General features: G+C 71.9%; 14 protein-coding genes and 1 riboswitch. Of the genes, 12 read left to right on the forward strand and 2 right to left on the reverse strand.

Annotation, left to right across the window (positions count from 1 at the left end):
- Positions 1–66: 66 nt before the first annotated feature.
- Positions 67–1284 (forward strand): bifunctional phosphopantothenoylcysteine decarboxylase/phosphopantothenate--cysteine ligase CoaBC, encoded by a 1218-nt coding sequence (gene coaBC / locus EER30_RS25910; protein ID WP_127503198.1) that lies wholly within the window; start codon positions 67–69, stop codon positions 1282–1284.
- Positions 1285–1359: 75 nt separating this feature from the next.
- Positions 1360–2550: a methionine adenosyltransferase gene (metK, locus tag EER30_RS25915; RefSeq protein WP_127503199.1), complete on the forward strand. Its 1191-nt coding sequence runs from the start codon at positions 1360–1362 to the stop codon at positions 2548–2550.
- 58 nt (positions 2551–2608) lie between these two features.
- On the opposite strand, the gene EER30_RS25920 is transcribed toward metK, so the two are convergent.
- Positions 2609–4690 carry a primosomal protein N' gene (locus EER30_RS25920; protein WP_164842481.1) on the reverse strand — a complete coding sequence of 694 codons (2082 nt, stop codon included), beginning with the start codon at positions 4688–4690 and terminating at the stop codon, positions 2609–2611.
- Between the two features lie 267 nt (positions 4691–4957).
- Between EER30_RS25920 and EER30_RS25925 the strand changes: the two genes are divergently transcribed.
- The 4 genes from EER30_RS25925 to EER30_RS25940 are packed head-to-tail and all read left to right on the forward strand — an operon-like array spanning position 4958 to position 9184.
- Positions 4958–6184: a cytochrome P450 gene (locus EER30_RS25925; RefSeq protein WP_127503329.1), complete on the forward strand. Its 1227-nt coding sequence runs from the start codon at positions 4958–4960 to the stop codon at positions 6182–6184.
- 41 nt (positions 6185–6225) lie between these two features.
- Positions 6226–6783, forward strand: coding sequence for a peptide deformylase (gene def, locus EER30_RS25930; protein WP_127503200.1), 558 nt, complete (start codon positions 6226–6228; stop codon positions 6781–6783).
- Positions 6784–6788: 5 nt separating this feature from the next.
- On the forward strand, positions 6789–7715 hold the full coding sequence (fmt, locus tag EER30_RS25935) for a methionyl-tRNA formyltransferase (protein ID WP_127503330.1): 927 nt from the start codon (positions 6789–6791) through the stop codon (positions 7713–7715).
- Positions 7712–9184, forward strand: coding sequence for an RsmB/NOP family class I SAM-dependent RNA methyltransferase (locus EER30_RS25940; RefSeq protein WP_127503201.1), 1473 nt, complete (start codon positions 7712–7714; stop codon positions 9182–9184). Before fmt ends, EER30_RS25940 begins: the two co-directional genes overlap by 4 nt.
- Here the strand turns inward: EER30_RS25940 and EER30_RS25945 are convergent.
- Complete coding sequence (locus EER30_RS25945; RefSeq protein ID WP_127503202.1) at positions 9181–10053, reverse strand: septum formation family protein; 873 nt, start codon at positions 10051–10053, stop codon at positions 9181–9183. The two genes, EER30_RS25940 and EER30_RS25945, sit on opposite strands and share 4 nt — an antisense overlap.
- A gap of 93 nt (positions 10054–10146) precedes the next feature.
- Between EER30_RS25945 and rpe the strand changes: the two genes are divergently transcribed.
- The 6 genes from rpe to ribH all read left to right on the forward strand — a co-directional run bounded on the left by rpe (position 10147) and on the right by ribH (position 15668).
- Complete coding sequence (gene rpe / locus EER30_RS25950) at positions 10147–10815, forward strand: ribulose-phosphate 3-epimerase (RefSeq protein WP_127503203.1); 669 nt, start codon at positions 10147–10149, stop codon at positions 10813–10815.
- Positions 10812–11846: a GGDEF domain-containing response regulator gene (locus EER30_RS25955; RefSeq protein ID WP_127503204.1), complete on the forward strand. Its 1035-nt coding sequence runs from the start codon at positions 10812–10814 to the stop codon at positions 11844–11846. The genes rpe and EER30_RS25955 overlap by 4 nt, the downstream gene beginning before the upstream one ends.
- An 83-nt stretch (positions 11847–11929) precedes the next feature.
- A riboswitch (FMN riboswitch) is annotated at positions 11930–12109 on the forward strand.
- Positions 12110–12244: 135 nt separating this feature from the next.
- On the forward strand, positions 12245–13324 hold the full coding sequence (ribD, locus tag EER30_RS25960) for a bifunctional diaminohydroxyphosphoribosylaminopyrimidine deaminase/5-amino-6-(5-phosphoribosylamino)uracil reductase RibD (protein ID WP_127503205.1): 1080 nt from the start codon (positions 12245–12247) through the stop codon (positions 13322–13324).
- A gap of 19 nt (positions 13325–13343) precedes the next feature.
- Positions 13344–13943 carry a riboflavin synthase gene (locus EER30_RS25965; protein WP_127503206.1) on the forward strand — a complete coding sequence of 200 codons (600 nt, stop codon included), beginning with the start codon at positions 13344–13346 and terminating at the stop codon, positions 13941–13943.
- Positions 13936–15141: a bifunctional 3,4-dihydroxy-2-butanone-4-phosphate synthase/GTP cyclohydrolase II gene (locus EER30_RS25970; RefSeq protein ID WP_127503207.1), complete on the forward strand. Its 1206-nt coding sequence runs from the start codon at positions 13936–13938 to the stop codon at positions 15139–15141. The genes EER30_RS25965 and EER30_RS25970 overlap by 8 nt, the downstream gene beginning before the upstream one ends.
- A 50-nt stretch (positions 15142–15191) precedes the next feature.
- Positions 15192–15668 (forward strand): 6,7-dimethyl-8-ribityllumazine synthase, encoded by a 477-nt coding sequence (ribH, locus tag EER30_RS25975; RefSeq protein ID WP_127503208.1) that lies wholly within the window; start codon positions 15192–15194, stop codon positions 15666–15668.
- Position 15669 lies beyond the last annotated feature (1 nt).

Below are 15669 nucleotides of genomic sequence, written 5' to 3' on the forward strand. Positions count from 1 at the left end.
GGCGGCGGGTTAGCGTTGCTCTCGGTCGCCCGCACCTGCCGGCGGCGAAGCGGTCGGGGGTTTGCGGTGACGGAAGTCGTGCTCGGCGTGGCGGGGGGCATCGCCGCCTACAAGGCCTGCGAGTTGCTGCGGCTGTTCACCGAGTCGGGGCACGGCGTGCGGGTCGTGCCGACGGCGTCGGCCCTCCAGTTCGTGGGCGCGCCCACGTGGGCGGCGCTGTCGGGGCGGCCGGTGGCGACCGAGGTGTGGGACGACGCACATGAGGTGCCTCACGTTCGCATCGGCCGGGCCGCCGAGCTGGTCGTGGTGGCCCCGGCGACGGCCGACCTGCTGGCCAAGGCGGCCCACGGCATCGCCGACGACCTGCTGACCAACACGCTGCTGACGGCGACCTGCCCGGTCGTCTACGCGCCGGCCATGCATACGGAGATGTGGGAGAACCCGGCCACGCAGGCCAATGTCGCCACACTCCGGGCGCGCGGCGCGATCGTCATCGAACCGGCGGTCGGCCGCCTGACCGGGAAGGACACCGGCAAAGGCAGGCTGCCCGACCCTTCGGAGATCTTCGAGCTGGCTCTCCGCGTACACCGAAGGGGTCTTGACCTTGATCTGGCCGGTCGGCACGTGGTGGTGACCGCCGGTGGCACGCGCGAGCCGCTCGACCCGGTGCGGTTCCTCGGCAACCGGTCGTCGGGCAAGCAGGGTTATGCGCTGGCCCGTGCCGCGGCAGCCCGTGGCGCCCGTACGACCGTGATCGCGGCGAACGTGACGTTGCCCGACCCGGCCGGCGTCGACATCGTCAGGGTGGGAACGACCGAGGAACTGCGGGTGGCGACCGTGAAGGCGGCCGTCGACGCCGATGTCGTCGTGATGGCGGCGGCCCCGGCCGACTTCCGCCCGGCGAGCGTCGCCGACGAGAAGATCAAGAAGAGCGACGACGGAACACCGGCGCCGATCACCCTCGTCACCAATCCCGACATCGCCGCTGAACTGGGTGCGAACAAGCAACCAGGGCAGATTCTGGTGGCGTTCGCGGCCGAGACGCACGACGCGATCGAGCACGCCCGGGCCAAGCTGATCAAGAAACGAGCCGACCTGATCGTCGTTAACGAGGTGGGTGTGGACCGCGTGTTCGGCGCCGACAACAATGAGGTCACACTGCTCGGGGCCGACGGCAGCACGACGGGCTACGCCGAACTCCCTAAAGACGATGTGGCCGATATGATTTACGACCATGTTGTGCCGCTCCTGGAACGCCAGGTCGTCGCCGGTGGGACGGCCTAGTACCCAGGCGCCTTCGATCCGACGCGGTGACTACACTCTCGCGTTACGTTGTATTCGACAATTCTGAGGAGCACCGTGGCACGCCGCCTGTTCACCTCCGAGTCGGTCACGGAAGGCCACCCGGACAAGATCGCTGACCAGATCAGCGACGGTATTCTCGACGCCCTGCTCGCGCAGGACCCCCGCAGCCGTGTCGCGGTGGAAACGCTCATCACGACCGGCCAGGTGCACGTCGCGGGCGAGGTCACCACGCAGGCGTACGCCGACATCCCGAGCATCGTGCGCGACACGATCCTCAAGATCGGATACGACTCGTCGAAGAAGGGCTTCGACGGCGCCTCCTGCGGCGTCAGCGTCTCGATCGGCTCGCAGTCGCCCGACATCGCCCAGGGTGTCGACAGCGCCCTCGAGCTGCGCGAGGGCGACAGCGAGCACGTGCTCGACGCCCAGGGCGCCGGCGACCAGGGCATGATGTTCGGCTTCGCCTGCTCGGAGACCCCCGAGCTGATGCCGCTGCCGATCGCGCTGGCCCACCGCCTGGCCCGCCGGCTGTCGGCCGCCCGCAAGGACGGCACGATCCCCTACCTGCGTCCCGACGGCAAGACCCAGGTCACCATCGAGTACGACGGTCTTCGCCCCGTCCGCCTCGACACCGTGGTCGTCTCGTCGCAGCACGCGGCCGACATCTCGCTCGAGTCGCTGCTCACGCCCGACATCCGCGAGCACGTGATCGCGCCCGAGCTCGAGGGCCTCGGCCTTGAGACCGAGGGCTACCGCCTGCTGGTCAACCCGACCGGCCGCTTCGAGATCGGCGGCCCGATGGGCGACGCCGGCCTCACCGGCCGCAAGATCATCGTCGACACCTACGGCGGCTACGCCCGCCACGGCGGCGGCGCCTTCTCGGGCAAGGACCCGTCCAAGGTGGACCGCTCCGCGGCGTACGCGATGCGTTGGGTCGCGAAGAACGTCGTGGCGGCCGGCCTCGCCGAGCGCTGCGAGACCCAGGTCGCCTACGCGATCGGCAAGGCCCACCCGGTGTCGCTGTTCGTCGAGACGTTCGGCACCGAGAACGTGCCGGTCGAGCGGATCGAGAAGGCCATCAGCGAGGTCTTCGACCTGCGCCCGGCCGCGATCATCCGCGACCTCGACCTGATGCGCCCGATCTACCAGCAGACGGCGGCCTACGGTCACTTCGGCCGCGAGATCCCCGAGCTGCTGTGGGAGAACACCGACCGCGCCGCGGACCTGAAGAACGCCGCCGCCTGATCTGTTCTTTCGACCGGCGCCTCCGCATTCGTGCGGGGGCGCCGGTTTCGTTCGCTGGTCAGAACAGGGCCGACGGGTCGATCTCGACGCGGACCGGGAGCTGGGCCTTGCGGGCGCTGCGGACCCCGGCCGCCTCGTGCAGGGCGTGGGCCAGCGGGCCCGCCTGGGAGCGGGGGACGCGCAGAAGCATCCGTTCCTCGCCCTGGTCGGCCGGGACCGGCCCCAGCAACTCGGTGTCGGCCGGGAGGCGGGCCGCGTTGAGCAGGTCGGCGACGGCCTCGGCCTTGCCGGTGACGCTGGCCATGCGGGCCGCCGGGGGGAACGACAGCTCGCGGCGCTCGGTCAGCTCGCGCAGCGCGAACCAGGCCGGATCCCAGCGGATCAGGGCCTGCACGGGGGCGAGCGAACCGTCGGCCACCACGACGACCTTGCCGCCCCGGCGGGCCGGGCGGGCCAGGGCCGCCGCGTTGAGCCAGCGGCGCATGGTCTCTTCGGCGGCGCGCAGGTCGGAGCGGGTGAGCAGGGCCCACGTGTCGAGCAGGAGCACGGCGCCGTAGCCCTCGGCGGCGACCGGCTCGGCGCCCGGGGTGGCCACGACGACGGCGGCCTCGGCCGGGACCGTATCGAGGATCTCGTCGCGGCCCGAGGTGCGCACGGTCGTGCCCGGGAAGGCGCGGCCCAGCTCCTCGGCCGTACGGCGGGCGCCGGTGATCGAGGCACGCAGGCGCTGGGCGCCGCAGGCCGGGCAGGAATAGGCCGCGGCGGCGCGGCCGCACCAGTGGCAGGAGGGGACGTCGCTGGCGGCCGTGAGACCCAGTGAGCCCGAGCAGTGGGGGCAGCGGGCCGGGGTGCGGCACTCGGCGCAGGCGACCGACGGCAGGTAGCCCCGGCGCGGCACCTGCACCAGCACGGGCGTGCCGGCCTGCAGGGCTTGACGGGCGGTCTGCCAGGCGAGGCTGGGCAGGCGGGCCGAGACGGCGCCCGGGTCGCGGGCGAGCTGCGGGTCGTCACCGGTCGGGGCGATCGCCGGGGCGTGGGCGCGCAGCACGGCCCGGGAGGCGCTGATCTCGCGGGCCCAGCCGGTCTCGAGCAGAAGCTGGCCCTCACCCGTGCGGGCGAAGCCGGCCACCAGGGCGGCGCTGTCGGCCAGGTGGGCCCGGGTGAGCAGCACCTCGCGGGCGTGCGGGTAGGGGGCGCGGGGCTCGGCGTGCAGGTCGTCGCCGTCGTCCCAGATGACGACCAGACCCAGCTTGGCCACCGGGGCCCACATGGCCGCCCGGGTGCCGACGACAACCGGCACCTGGTGACGGCTGGCGGCCAGGAAGCGGCGGTAGCGCTCGGCCGGGCCGACAGCGGCGTTCAGCGCGACGTGGCGGCCGGGGCCGAGCACGGTGGCCAGGGCGCGGTCGACGCGGTCGAGGTCGCGGGCGTCGGCCACGACGATGACCACGCCGCGGCCGGCGCGGGCGGTGGCCTCGGCGGCCTCGGCGATGCGGGTGGCCCAGTCTTCGCCGGGCAGGGCGCCCCAGACAGCGCGGGCGTTGCGGCCCTCACTGAGCGCCCGGAGGAACGCGGGGCCGGCGACGTAGTTGTTCCACCCGCCCCGGAAGGGCTCGTAGGCCGCTGGTGCCTCGGCCGGCTCAGCCCGCTCGGCCGGTTCGGCCCGCTCGGCCGGTTCGGCGTCGGGGTCGGGGTCGGGGTCGGGGTCGGGGGCGGGGTCGGGGTCGGGGGCGGGGTCGGGGGCGGGCTTGGAGGGCTGGGCCTCGACGCGGGCGTGGCGGGGTGGGACGGCGAGGCGCAGAACGTCGTAGAGGTTGCCGGCGTAGCGGTCGGCGATCGTGCGGGCCAGGTGGGCGATCTCGGGGTCGAGGACCCGCTCGGCCGAGACGACCTTGTCGAGGTAGGCCAGCTTGCCGCCGTGGGGCGAGGACTCGGCCCGCTCGAGCAGGAAACCGTTCACGAGCTGCCCGGCGAAGCGGACCTTGACCCGTACGCCAGGTTGGGCGCTCTCATCGTCGTCGGCCGGGACCAGGTAGTCGAACGGGCGGTCGAGATGGGGGAGAGGGACGTCGACGCACACCCGGGCGACGGGCAACCGGTCGGCCGGCACCCGCTCGCTTCGCACACTCTTCGTCGCCATCGCAGAACATTCTGCCCGGCCCCACCGACATTTCCCCGCAGCCGGTCATCCACCCGCCCTTCAAGATCGCCAGAGCCCGCCACCGCCTCCCCCTCCCACCCGGGAAGCAGCGGTGGGGACGCTACCGCTTGTCAAACCGGCGGCAACGGGTTGTCCACAGGGCGAGGGCTTCAGACCGAGCGCACGCGTAGTTGTCCACAGGCCGGGGTCTCCAGCGTGGACGGCGCGAGGTAGAACGTAGTGGTGACGATCACTGAAGGCGACGCGATGGACGCCGGTGCCGCGGTCCGCATGCTGCTCGACCCGCGGGCCAACCACGACCCCGTGCCCGCCTACGCCGCCCTGCACCGCCACGGCCCGGTCGTGCCCGTCTCCAGCGGCTACTACTTCGTGTCCGGCTATGACGCGGTCGACGCCGTGCTGCGCGATCCGGGCATGGAGGCGTATGACGCCAAGCGCCTCGACGCCCAGTGGTCCGACTGGCGTGACAACCGGGCCGTCGCGCTCTTCGCCGACTCGATGCTGCGCACCAACCCGCCTCAGCACACCCGGATGCGCCGCCTGGCCGCCGGGGTCTTCACCGCCCGCCGGGTCGGCGCCCTGCGTGCGGTCATCGCCGCGCAGGTCGACGAGGCACTTGACGCGCTGCCCGGTCCCGAGGCCGACCTGGTCAGCGATCTGACCTACCCGCTGCCGATCGCCGTGATCACCGCGCTGCTCGGGGTGCCGGCCGCCGATCGTGGCATGTTCCGGCGGCTGGCCGAGGCGCTCACCGCCGTGCTCGAGGTGCGCTGGACCGAGGAGGACCGCCGCCGCGCCCACGAGGCCGCGCTCGAGCTCGAGGACTATTTCACGCGGCTGGTCGCCCGGCGCCGGGCCGAGCCGGCCGACGACCTGGTCAGCGCGCTGGCCGCGGCCCACGACGCGGGCGGCGAACAGCTCACCGGGGCCGAGCTGATGGGCAACCTCGTCCTGCTGCTGGTCGCTGGGTTCGAGACGACCACGAACCTGCTCGGCAACGGGATCGTGCTGCTGCTCGACCACCCCGATCACGCCGACCGCCTGCGTGCCGATCCCGGCCTCGTGGCGGCGTACGTGGAAGAGGTCTTGCGGATCGAGTCGCCCGTGCAGCTCACCGAGCGTTACACGTCGCGACCGTCTGTGGTGGGCGGGGTCGCGCTGCCCGCCGACGCCGAGCTGGTGCTGCTGCTGGGTGCGGCCAACCGCGATCCGGCGCGTTTCGAGAATCCGGACGTCTTCGATCCCGGCCGGCCGGGCAACGCTCCGCTGTCGTTCGGCGCGGGCGCCCACTATTGCCTGGGTGCGCCGCTGGCCCGGCTCGAGGCGCAGGTCGCGCTGCCCGCCCTGCTGCGCCGTTTTCCCGAGATGGAACCCGCCGGGCGCCCCACCCGGCGGCCCCGGATGAACCTGCGGGGGTGGTCGTCGCTGCCCGTGACGCTCGGCACCCGGCAGACGACCGGAAGCACTCCGTAGACTAGTCGGGTGCCGAGCCGAGATGTCAGGAGTCCAGCCGCGTGACCGTCCAGTCCATCCGTCTGTTCGGCGATCCGGTGCTCCGGTCGCCGGCTGATCTCGTCGTCGATTTCGACAAGGAACTGCGCACCCTGGTCAAGGACCTGACCGACAGCATGCTGGAGGAGGGCGGCGCCGGTCTGGCCGCCCCGCAGATCGGGGTCGGCCTGCGCGTCTTCACGTTCGACGTGGACGACGTGGTGGGCCATCTCATCAACCCGGTGCTGTCGTTCCCCGACGAGGAGGAGCAGGACGGCCCCGAGGGCTGCCTGTCGATCCCGGGCGTCTACGTCGACACCAAGCGCCGTCAGAACGTCATAGCCGCCGGCTACAACGAGCACGGCGAGCCGATCCGGGTCATCGGCACCGGCCTCATGGCCCGCTGCGTGCAGCACGAGACCGACCACCTCGACGGGGTGCTCTTCCTCGACCGGCTCGACGCCGCCGCCCGCAAGGACGCGATGAAGCAGATCCGCTCGGCCGACTGGTACGACGCCGGCAAGCCCCCGACGATCAAGGAGAGCCCGCACGGCCGGGGCCTGTTCGGGCTGGGGCGGTGAGCGGGTTGCGCATCGTCTTCGCCGGCACGCCGGCCGTCGCCCTGCCCAGCCTCGACGCGATCGCCGCCTCGGGGCACGAGCTGCTCGCCGTGGTCACCCGGCCCGACGCCCCGGCCGGGCGCGGACGGCGCCTGGTGCGCTCGCCCGCGGCCGCCTGGGCCGACGAGCGCGGCATCGAGGTGCTCACCCCGGAGAAACCCCGCGAGCCCGAGTTCCAGGAGCGTCTGCGGGCTCTCGCACCCGATTGTGTGCCCGTGGTGGCGTACGGCGCTCTGGTCCCCCCGAGTGCCCTCGAGATCCCGAAGCACGGCTGGGTCAACCTGCACTTCTCGCTGCTGCCCGCCTGGCGCGGCGCCGCCCCGGTGCAACACGCGGTGCTGCACGGCGACGAGGTGACCGGCGCCAGCGTCTTCGAGCTCGAGGCGGGCCTCGACACGGGCCCGGTCTACGGCACCCTGACCGAGGACATCCGGCCCACGGACACCTCCGGCGACCTGCTCGAGCGGCTGGCCACCGAGGGGGCGGGCCTGCTCGTGGCGGTGCTCGACGCGATCGAGTCGGGCAGCGCGCGGGCCCACCCGCAGCCGGCCGACGGCATCACACTGGCACCGAAACTGACGGTCGACGACGCGCGCGTGCGCTGGGGCGACCCGGCGTTCGCGGTCGACCGGCGCATCCGGGCGTGCACCCCGGCGCCGGGCGCGTGGACGACGCTGCGCGACGACCGGCTCAAGCTGGGGCCGGTGCGCCCGATAGCCAACGGGCCCGAGCTGGCGCCCGGTGACCTGCTCGTCGAGCGGTCCCAGGTGCTGGTCGGCACGGCGACGACGCCGGTCGCGCTCGGCGAGGTAAGGGCCGCGGGCAAGAAGCCCATGGCGGCGACGGACTGGGCTCGTGGTCTGCGGATCCAGCCAGGAGAGAAGCTTCAGTGACTGAACACAAGGCAGACCGTCCCCACGGTTCCGGACGGCCCAGCCGGCCCGGTGGACCGGGTTACGACCGCGACAGCCGTTCGGGGCGGGCGCCTCGGGCGGGGCGTCCTCCGTCCGACCCGGCGCGCCAGGCGGCGTACGAGGCGATCGCGGCTGTGCACCGCGACGACGCGTACGCGAACCTGGTGCTCTCGGACATCCTGCGCGACATGGGCCTGTCCGGGCGCGACGCCGCGTTCGCGACCGAGCTGACCTACGGCACGCTGCGCGCCCTCGGCACCCTCGATCTGATCATCGCCGACGCCGCCGGGCGTGAGGTGTCCCGCATCGACCCGCCGGCCCGCGACGCTCTGCGGCTGGGCGCCTACCAGATCCTCTACACCCGGGTGCCCGCGCACGCCGCCGTCAACCAGACCGTCGACCTGGTGCGTTCGGTCGCTCCGGGCGCGGCCGGGTTCGCCAACGCGGTCTCGCGCACGATCACCGAGACCCCGCTGGAGAAGTGGCTCGAGAAGCTCGCGCCCGACTACGAGACCGACCCGGTCGGCAACCTCGCCGTGCACCACAACCACCCCGAATGGGTGATCCGGGCGTTCGCCGAGTCGCTCGGCGGCGACCTGGCCGAGACCGCCCGGCTGCTCATCGAGGACAATCAGCCCCCCGTCGTGCACCTGTGCGCCCGGCCCGGCCGCGCCGACGCGGTCGAGCTGGCCGAAGAGGTCGACGGCGTACCGGCCGCGTTCTCGCCCTACGCGGTCTACCTGAACGGCGGTTCGCCGCGCGAGCTCTCCGCCATCCGCCAGGGCCGTGCCCACGTGCAGGACGAGGGCTCGCAACTCGTGGCCGCGGCGCTGCTGGCCGCCCCGATCGAGGGCCGCGACACCCGCTGGCTCGACCTGTGCGCCGGGCCGGGCGGCAAGACCGGCCTGATCGGCTCGATCGCCTCGGCCCGGGGCGCCGAGGTGACCGCGGTCGAGGTCGCCGAGCACCGTGCGCGGCTGGTCGAGCAGGCCACCGCGGGCATGCCGGTGACCGTGCTGCCGATGGACGGACGTTCCGTGGGCCGCGACCCCGACCTGCCGGAAGAGTCGTTCGACCGGGTGCTGGTCGACGCGCCCTGCACGGGGCTGGGCTCGCTGCGGCGCCGGCCCGAGTCGCGCTGGCGCCGGACGCCGGCCGACCTGCCGCCGCTGACCAAGTTGCAGCGCGAGCTGCTGGTCGCGGCGCTGCGGGCGGTGCGGCCGGGTGGCGTGGTGGCCTATGTGACCTGCTCGCCGCACATGGTCGAGACGCAGGTGACGGTGGTCGAGGGCGCACGTCGCAGCGGGGTCGAGGTCGACTTCGTGGACGCCCGTCCGCTGCTGCCGCCGGGCATGCCCGGTCTCGGCGCGGGCCCGACGGTGCAGCTCTGGCCGCACCGCCACGGCACTGACGCGATGTTCCTGGCCGTGCTGCGGAGGACGAGTTAGCGGTACACGTAGTGGATCTTCAGCTTGCGGGTGCCGGCGTTGCGGTAGGAGCCGGTCATCTTCTCGCCGTTGAGCCACAGGAAGCAGCGGATCGCGCGGTCGCCGAGTTTCCACGAGGTGTCGTCCGGCGGGAAGCCGAGCCAGCCCACCCGGTTGCGCACTGTCCCGTCGTTGGGGATGCCGGTGAACTTGGCGATTGCCGCGTGACAGCCCTTCTCGAGCTCGGCCGACGTCAGGGCGGCGGCCGAGCTCTTCTTGCTCTCGAAGACGCCGACGAACTCCGACGTGTGCTTGGCCGCGCAGGGCCGCGGGCGCATGCCGGTGACCTGCTCGCCCGCGATCGTGGGGTCGGCGCAGGTCATCTTCACCTTGCCGGTCTTGAGGCCGTTCTGCAGGCTGCCGGAACGGCGCACCAGGTCACCGTCGACCGGTGAGGTCTCGGCGAGGTCGCATCGATACCAGCGGGCCCCGCCCTCCCACGCCTGCCGGCTCGGCATCACCGGTTGCAACACCAGCCAGCCCGTACGCCAGTCGCCGCCCAGCCAGCCGTTGACCCGCTTCGAGCACTCGCGGAAGGCGCGCGGGCGGTTGGCCTCGGCGGTGCTGCCCGCGGGGACGCCGGCGAGATCGGCGACCACGACCGACTCGGCGATGTGCGGTGTGAGACAGCCCGACGGACTGCGGTCGTCGAGCGTGCTCTCGTCGACGAGGTCGGGATGGCAGGTGCTGGCGACGGGACGCCACTGCTTGGCCGCGGGTGGCGGGGACCAGCCGTTGGTCAGGTCGCCGTCGATGCCGGCGGGCAGCTCGGAACAGCCGGAGACGGCCAGGACGAGCGTTACGGCCAGGGCGGCGGGCCATCGTCGCATGTCGTTCTCCCACCCCGTCGGTCAAGGGGCGTCACTCTATCGGTTATCCACAGGCCGGGAGAGCCCGGGCGGCGAAGGTCCTACACTTCAGCCGTGGAGCCATCACAGATCATCGCCCCCAGCATTCTCGCCGCCGACTTCGCCCGTCTCGCCGACGCGGTGCACGCGATCGAGGGCGCGGCCGACTGGGTGCATGTCGATGTCATGGACAACCACTTCGTCCCCAACCTGACCATCGGGCTGCCCGTGGTGCAGAGCCTGCGCAAGGCGACCAGCATCCCGTTCGACGTCCACCTGATGATCACCGATCCCGAGCGCTGGGCGCCGGGCTACGCCGAGGCCGGCGCCTACAACGTCACCTTCCACGCCGAGGCCACCGACGACCCGGTCGCCCTGGCCAAGACGTTGCGCGCCGCCGGGGCCAAAGCGGGTCTCGCCATCGACCGCGACACGGCGATCGAGCCCTACCTCGAGCTGCTGCCCCATGTGGACACGCTGCTCATCATGACGATCAAGGCCGGTTTCGGCGGGCAGAAGTTCCTGCCCGAAATGCTCGACAAGGTCCGCGCGGTCCGCCGGCGCATCGATGCCGATAATCTCGAGGTGCGTCTCGAGGTCGACGGCGGCATCGCGTCCGACACCATCGCGCGGGCGGCCGAGGCCGGCGCCGACGCGTTCGTGGCGGGCACGGCGGTCTATGGCGCGCAAGACCCGGCCGAGGCCATTCGCAAGCTGCGCGCCCTCACGGGAGGAGCCGGATGAGCACAGGGGTCGTGGATCCCCAGCACGACGACCTCGGTCCCGAACCCGAGGATCGGCCCGACCTGATCCTGGTCGTCGACGACGATCAAGACATTGCCAGCTTCGTCGAGTTCAACCTCAAGGTTCAGGGCTACGACGTGATCACCGCCCGCGACGGGCAGGACGCGCTCGACCTCATGGAGACCCAGCGGCCCGACCTCGCCGTGGTCGACTGGATGATGCCGCGCATGGACGGCGTCGAGCTGACCCGCCGGCTGCGCGCCGAGCCGCTCACCTCCGCCCTCCCGGTGATCATGTTGACCGCCAAGGGCATGACCGTCGACAAGGTCGTGGGCCTGACCGCGGGGGTCGACGACTATCTGGTCAAGCCGTTCGACACAGCCGAGCTGATCGCCCGGGTGTCGTCGACGCTGCGCCGCAACAAGGAGTTCCGCGAGGTCTCGCCGCTGACCGGCCTGCCCGGCAACGCCCGGGTCCGCCGCGAGATCGCCGACCGCATGAAGGCCGGCGGCGAATACTCCGTGGGCTACATCGACATCGACCGGTTCAAGAGCGTCAACGACGTGTACGGGTTCGACCGCGGCGACGAGTTCATCACGGCGCTCGCCCGCAGCCTGCACCGCGCGGTGACCTCGATCGGCCGTCCCTCGATCTTCCTGGGCCACATCGGCGGTGACGACTTCGTCTTCATCTGCACGCCCGAGCAGGTGCTGCCGCTGACCAAGCGCACGGTCACCGACTTCGAGCAGTCGGCCGACCAGCTCTACGACGCGATCGACGCCGGCCGTGGCTACATCGAGGTCCCCGACCGGCGCGGCAACAAGAACCGGGCCGCTCTGGTGACCCTGTCGATCGGCGTGGCCCAGGCGACCGTCGAGGGCCGCAAGTTCACCGACCCGCGCGTGGTGATCGGCGTCGCCTCCGAGATGAAGAAGGTCGCCAAGTCCCAGCCCGGGTCATACGTCGCCATCGACCGCCGAAAAGAGGAAGACGGCGAGCCTGAGCAGGAGTTTCGTCCCGAACAGCGTTGACCGTTCAACCGGGAAGCCTGTGACATGGCTCGCCGGGGGGTGGCAAAAGCCTCAGCGCGTGTAAAACTCTGGGGTGACCCACCACGCGCTGGCGGGACTCGGTGAAATTCCGAACCGGCGGTGATCCGGCCTCCTGAGGCCGGTAAGCCCGCGACCCGGTCGTCGTCAACCTACGACGCCCGGTGGACCTGGTGAGACTCCAGGGCCGACGGTTGACCAAGGCGTAAGCCTCGGTCAGACAGTCCGGATGGGAGACAGCGCGTCGGCATCGGACCGAGGGCTTGCGAAAGCGTGCCCTCGACCGGGGTGCGCGCAGCGCACCCGTGTGTCCGATTCCCGGCGTTTCCTGACTCTTCCTCACCCGCGCGTGAACAAGCACCGCGCGAGAGGAAGAACCGATGGTGACCGAGGACGAGGCGATGCGCCGCGCGATCGCGCTGGCCGCCCGCGGACTCGGCACGACCAGCCCCAACCCGGTGGTCGGCTGCATCCTGCTCGACAGCGAAGGCGAGGTTGTCGGCGAGGGCTTCCACGCCTACGCCGGCGGCCCGCACGCCGAGATCGTCGCGCTCGCCCAGGCCGGGGAGCGCGCCAACGGCGGCACGGCCGTCGTCACCCTCGAACCCTGCAACCACACCGGCCGCACCGGCCCCTGCAGCCTCGCGCTGATCAACGCGGGCGTGCGGCGGGTCGTGATCGCGGTCGACGACCCCACGCCCGTCGCGTCCGGCGGCGCGGTCACCCTGCGCGCCTCCGGGGTGCAGGTCGAGACCGGCGTACGCCGCCTGGAGGCGACCGAGGGCAACGTCGCCTGGCTGACCGCTGTGCGGCGCGGCCGGCCGTACGTGACCTGGAAGTTCGCCGCGACGCTGGACGGGCGATCGGCCGCCGCCGACGGCACCAGCCAGTGGATCACCTCGGCGCCGGCGCGCGAGGACGTGCACGTGCTGCGCGGCACGGTCGACGCGATCGTGGCCGGCGTGGGCACGGTCATCGCCGACGATCCCCAGCTCACCGTCCGCGACCTGCGTGACGGCAGCCTGGCGATCAAGCAGCCGCTCCGCGTGGTCGTCGACTCCGAGGGGCGTACGCCGGAGAAAGCTCGCGTGCACGACGCGGCCGCCCCCACCTGGATCGCCACGACCCGCGAGCTGGGTGCCGGCCCCGACGGCAAGGTCGACCTGAATGCCCTGCTGGCCGCCATGTTCGGCCGGGGCGTGCGCTCGGTGCTGCTCGAAGGCGGCCCCACCCTCGCCGGCGCGTTCCTGGCCGCCGGGTTCGTCGACCAGGTCATCGGCTACGTCGCGCCCAAACTGCTCGGCTCGGGCAAATCAGCCCTGGTCGACGCCGGTGTCGGCACCATCGCCGACGCTATCGAGCTCGACCTCAAGGACATCACGCAGATCGGACCCGACCTGCGCTTCACCGCATCGCTCCGCGCCAAGGAGCCATCCGACCACTCCGCCCGCCGCCCCTAAACCGGAAGAAGGAATCTCTATGTTCACCGGCATCATCGAGGAGCTCGGCGAGGTCATCCGCCGCACCGACTCGGGCAGTGACTCGGCGGTCCTGGCGGTCCGCGGGCCGCTGGTCACGTCGGACGCCCGGCACGGCGACTCCATCTCGGTCAACGGCGTCTGTCTGACCGTGATCGACAACGTCGACGGTGTCTTCACCGCCGACGTGATGGGCGAGACCCTGCGTCGCTCGTCGCTCGGCGCGCTCGAGGTGGGCAGCCAGGTCAACCTGGAGCGGGCCGCCGCGCTGGGCAGCCGCCTCGGCGGTCACCTCGTGCAGGGCCACGTCGACGGGGTCGCCCGCCTGGTCGCCCGCGAACCGGCCGCCGACTGGGAGGTCGTGCGGTTCTCGCTGCCCGCCGCCCTGGCGAAATACGTGGTCGAGAAGGGCTCGATCACCGTCGACGGGGTGTCGCTGACCGTGATGGCCGTCGACGACGAGACCTTCAGTGTCGGGCTCATCCCCACCACGTCGAAGCTGACCGTGCTGGGCGGCAAGGACGTCGGCGACCCGGTGAACCTCGAGGTCGACGTGATCGCGAAGTACGTCGAGAAGATGCTGGGGGACCGCAATGTTTGAGAACGTCGAGCGAGCGATCAAGGACATCGCGGCGGGCCGCGCGGTGATCGTGGTCGACAACGAGGACCGCGAGAACGAGGGTGACCTGATCTTCGCGGCCGAGAAGGCCACCCCCGAGCTGGTCGCCTTCATGGTTCGTTACACGTCGGGCTACATCTGCGTGCCGATCACCGAGGACGAGGCCGACCGTCTCGACCTGCCGCCTATGTTCCACACCAACCAGGACGCGCGCGGCACGGCGTACGCGGTGACGGTCGATGCCCGCGAAGGCGTGGCCACGGGCATCTCGGCGACCGACCGGGCCCGTACGATCCGGCTGCTGGCCTCGCCCGAGACCCGGCCCAGTGACCTGTCGCGCCCCGGCCACGTGGTGCCGCTGCGGGCCAAGTCCGGTGGTGTGCTGCGCCGCCCGGGCCACACCGAGGCCGCCATCGACCTGTCCGTGCTGGCCGGGCTGCGTCCCGCCGGTGTGCTCTGCGAGATGGTCAACGACGACGGCACCATGCAGCGCCGCCCCGACCTCGAGAAGTTCGCCGCCGAGCACGACCTCGCGCTGATCAGCATCACCGACCTGATCGAGTACCGCCGGCACCGTGAGACCCAGGTCGAGAAGGTGGTCGAGACCCGGCTGCCCACCGAGCACGGCGTTTTCACCGCGGTCGGCTACCGGGCCAAGGTCGACGAGGGCGAGCACGTGGCGCTGGTCTTCGGCGAGATCGGCGACGGCGAGGACGTGCTGGTGCGGGTGCACTCCGAGTGCCTTACCGGAGATGTCTTCGGCTCGCAGCGCTGCGACTGCGGCCCCCAGCTCGACGCCGCCCTCGACAAGGTGGCCGAGGCGGGCCGGGGCGTCGTGCTCTACATGCGCGGGCACGAGGGCCGGGGGATCGGGCTGCTGCACAAGCTGCAGGCCTACCAGCTGCAGGACCGCGGGTTCGACACGGTCGACGCGAACCTCGAGCTGGGCCTGCCGGCCGACGCCCGTGACTACGGCACCGGGGCCCAGATCCTCTACGACCTCGGGGTGCGTTCGATGCGGCTGCTCACCAACAACCCGGCCAAGCGGGCCGCGCTGGAAGGCTACGGGCTGACCGTGCTGGGGCGGGAGGCGCTGCCCGTGCGGCTGCACCCCGAGAACGTGCACTACCTGCGGACCAAGCGGGACCGCATGGGGCACCTGTTCGAGGCGTTGGGCTGATTTCGCGTCGGCCAACGGCGAAAATCCGTACTACACGATGAGGGAGAGACATGGCCGGCTTCGGTGATCCGCATATGGAGACGGTGGACGCCGCCGGGCTGCGGCTCGGCATCGTCGGCGCGCGCTGGCACTCCGACCTGGTCGATCACATGATCGAACGGGCGAAGGCGGCCGCGGAGGCCTGCGGCGTGACCGACGTGGTGGTGTCGCGCGTGGTGGGCTCGGTCGAGCTGCCGATCATCGCGCAGGCGCTGGCCGGGAGCTGCGACGCGGTGGTGGCGTTCGGCGTGGTGATCAAGGGCGAGACCGACCACTACGCGTACGTGAACGACTCGGTCACCTCCGGGCTGACCAGGGTCGCGCTCGACGAGCGGACCCCGGTCGGCCACGGCGTGCTCACGGTGCACAGCCTCGGGCAGGCCCGCGATCGGGCCGGGCTCGAGGACTCGATAGAGGACAAGGGCTGGCAGGCGACGGTGGCCGTGCTCGACACGGCTTTGGCCCTGCGGGAGCTGGGCAAGCCCTGAG

This window comes from Actinoplanes solisilvae (genome assembly GCF_003999975.1).
Classification (GTDB): Bacteria; Actinomycetota; Actinomycetes; order Mycobacteriales; family Micromonosporaceae; genus Actinoplanes; species Actinoplanes solisilvae.

What these genes read in the sequence shown, in the direction of transcription:
- EER30_RS25920 (WP_164842481.1), bottom strand. Translation starts at nt 4,690, where the DNA reads ATGGCGACGAAGAGTGTGCGAAGCGAGCGGGTGCCGGCCGACCGGTTG.
- EER30_RS25925 (WP_127503329.1), top strand. Translation starts at nt 4,958, where the DNA reads ATGGACGCCGGTGCCGCGGTCCGCATGCTGCTCGACCCGCGGGCCAAC.
- EER30_RS25945 (WP_127503202.1), bottom strand. Translation starts at nt 10,053, where the DNA reads ATGCGACGATGGCCCGCCGCCCTGGCCGTAACGCTCGTCCTGGCCGTC.
- EER30_RS25955 (WP_127503204.1), top strand. Translation starts at nt 10,812, where the DNA reads ATGAGCACAGGGGTCGTGGATCCCCAGCACGACGACCTCGGTCCCGAA.
- ribD (WP_127503205.1), top strand. Translation starts at nt 12,245, where the DNA reads ATGGTGACCGAGGACGAGGCGATGCGCCGCGCGATCGCGCTGGCCGCC.
- EER30_RS25965 (WP_127503206.1), top strand. Translation starts at nt 13,344, where the DNA reads ATGTTCACCGGCATCATCGAGGAGCTCGGCGAGGTCATCCGCCGCACC.
- EER30_RS25970 (WP_127503207.1), top strand. Translation starts at nt 13,936, where the DNA reads ATGTTTGAGAACGTCGAGCGAGCGATCAAGGACATCGCGGCGGGCCGC.
- ribH (WP_127503208.1), top strand. Translation starts at nt 15,192, where the DNA reads ATGGCCGGCTTCGGTGATCCGCATATGGAGACGGTGGACGCCGCCGGG.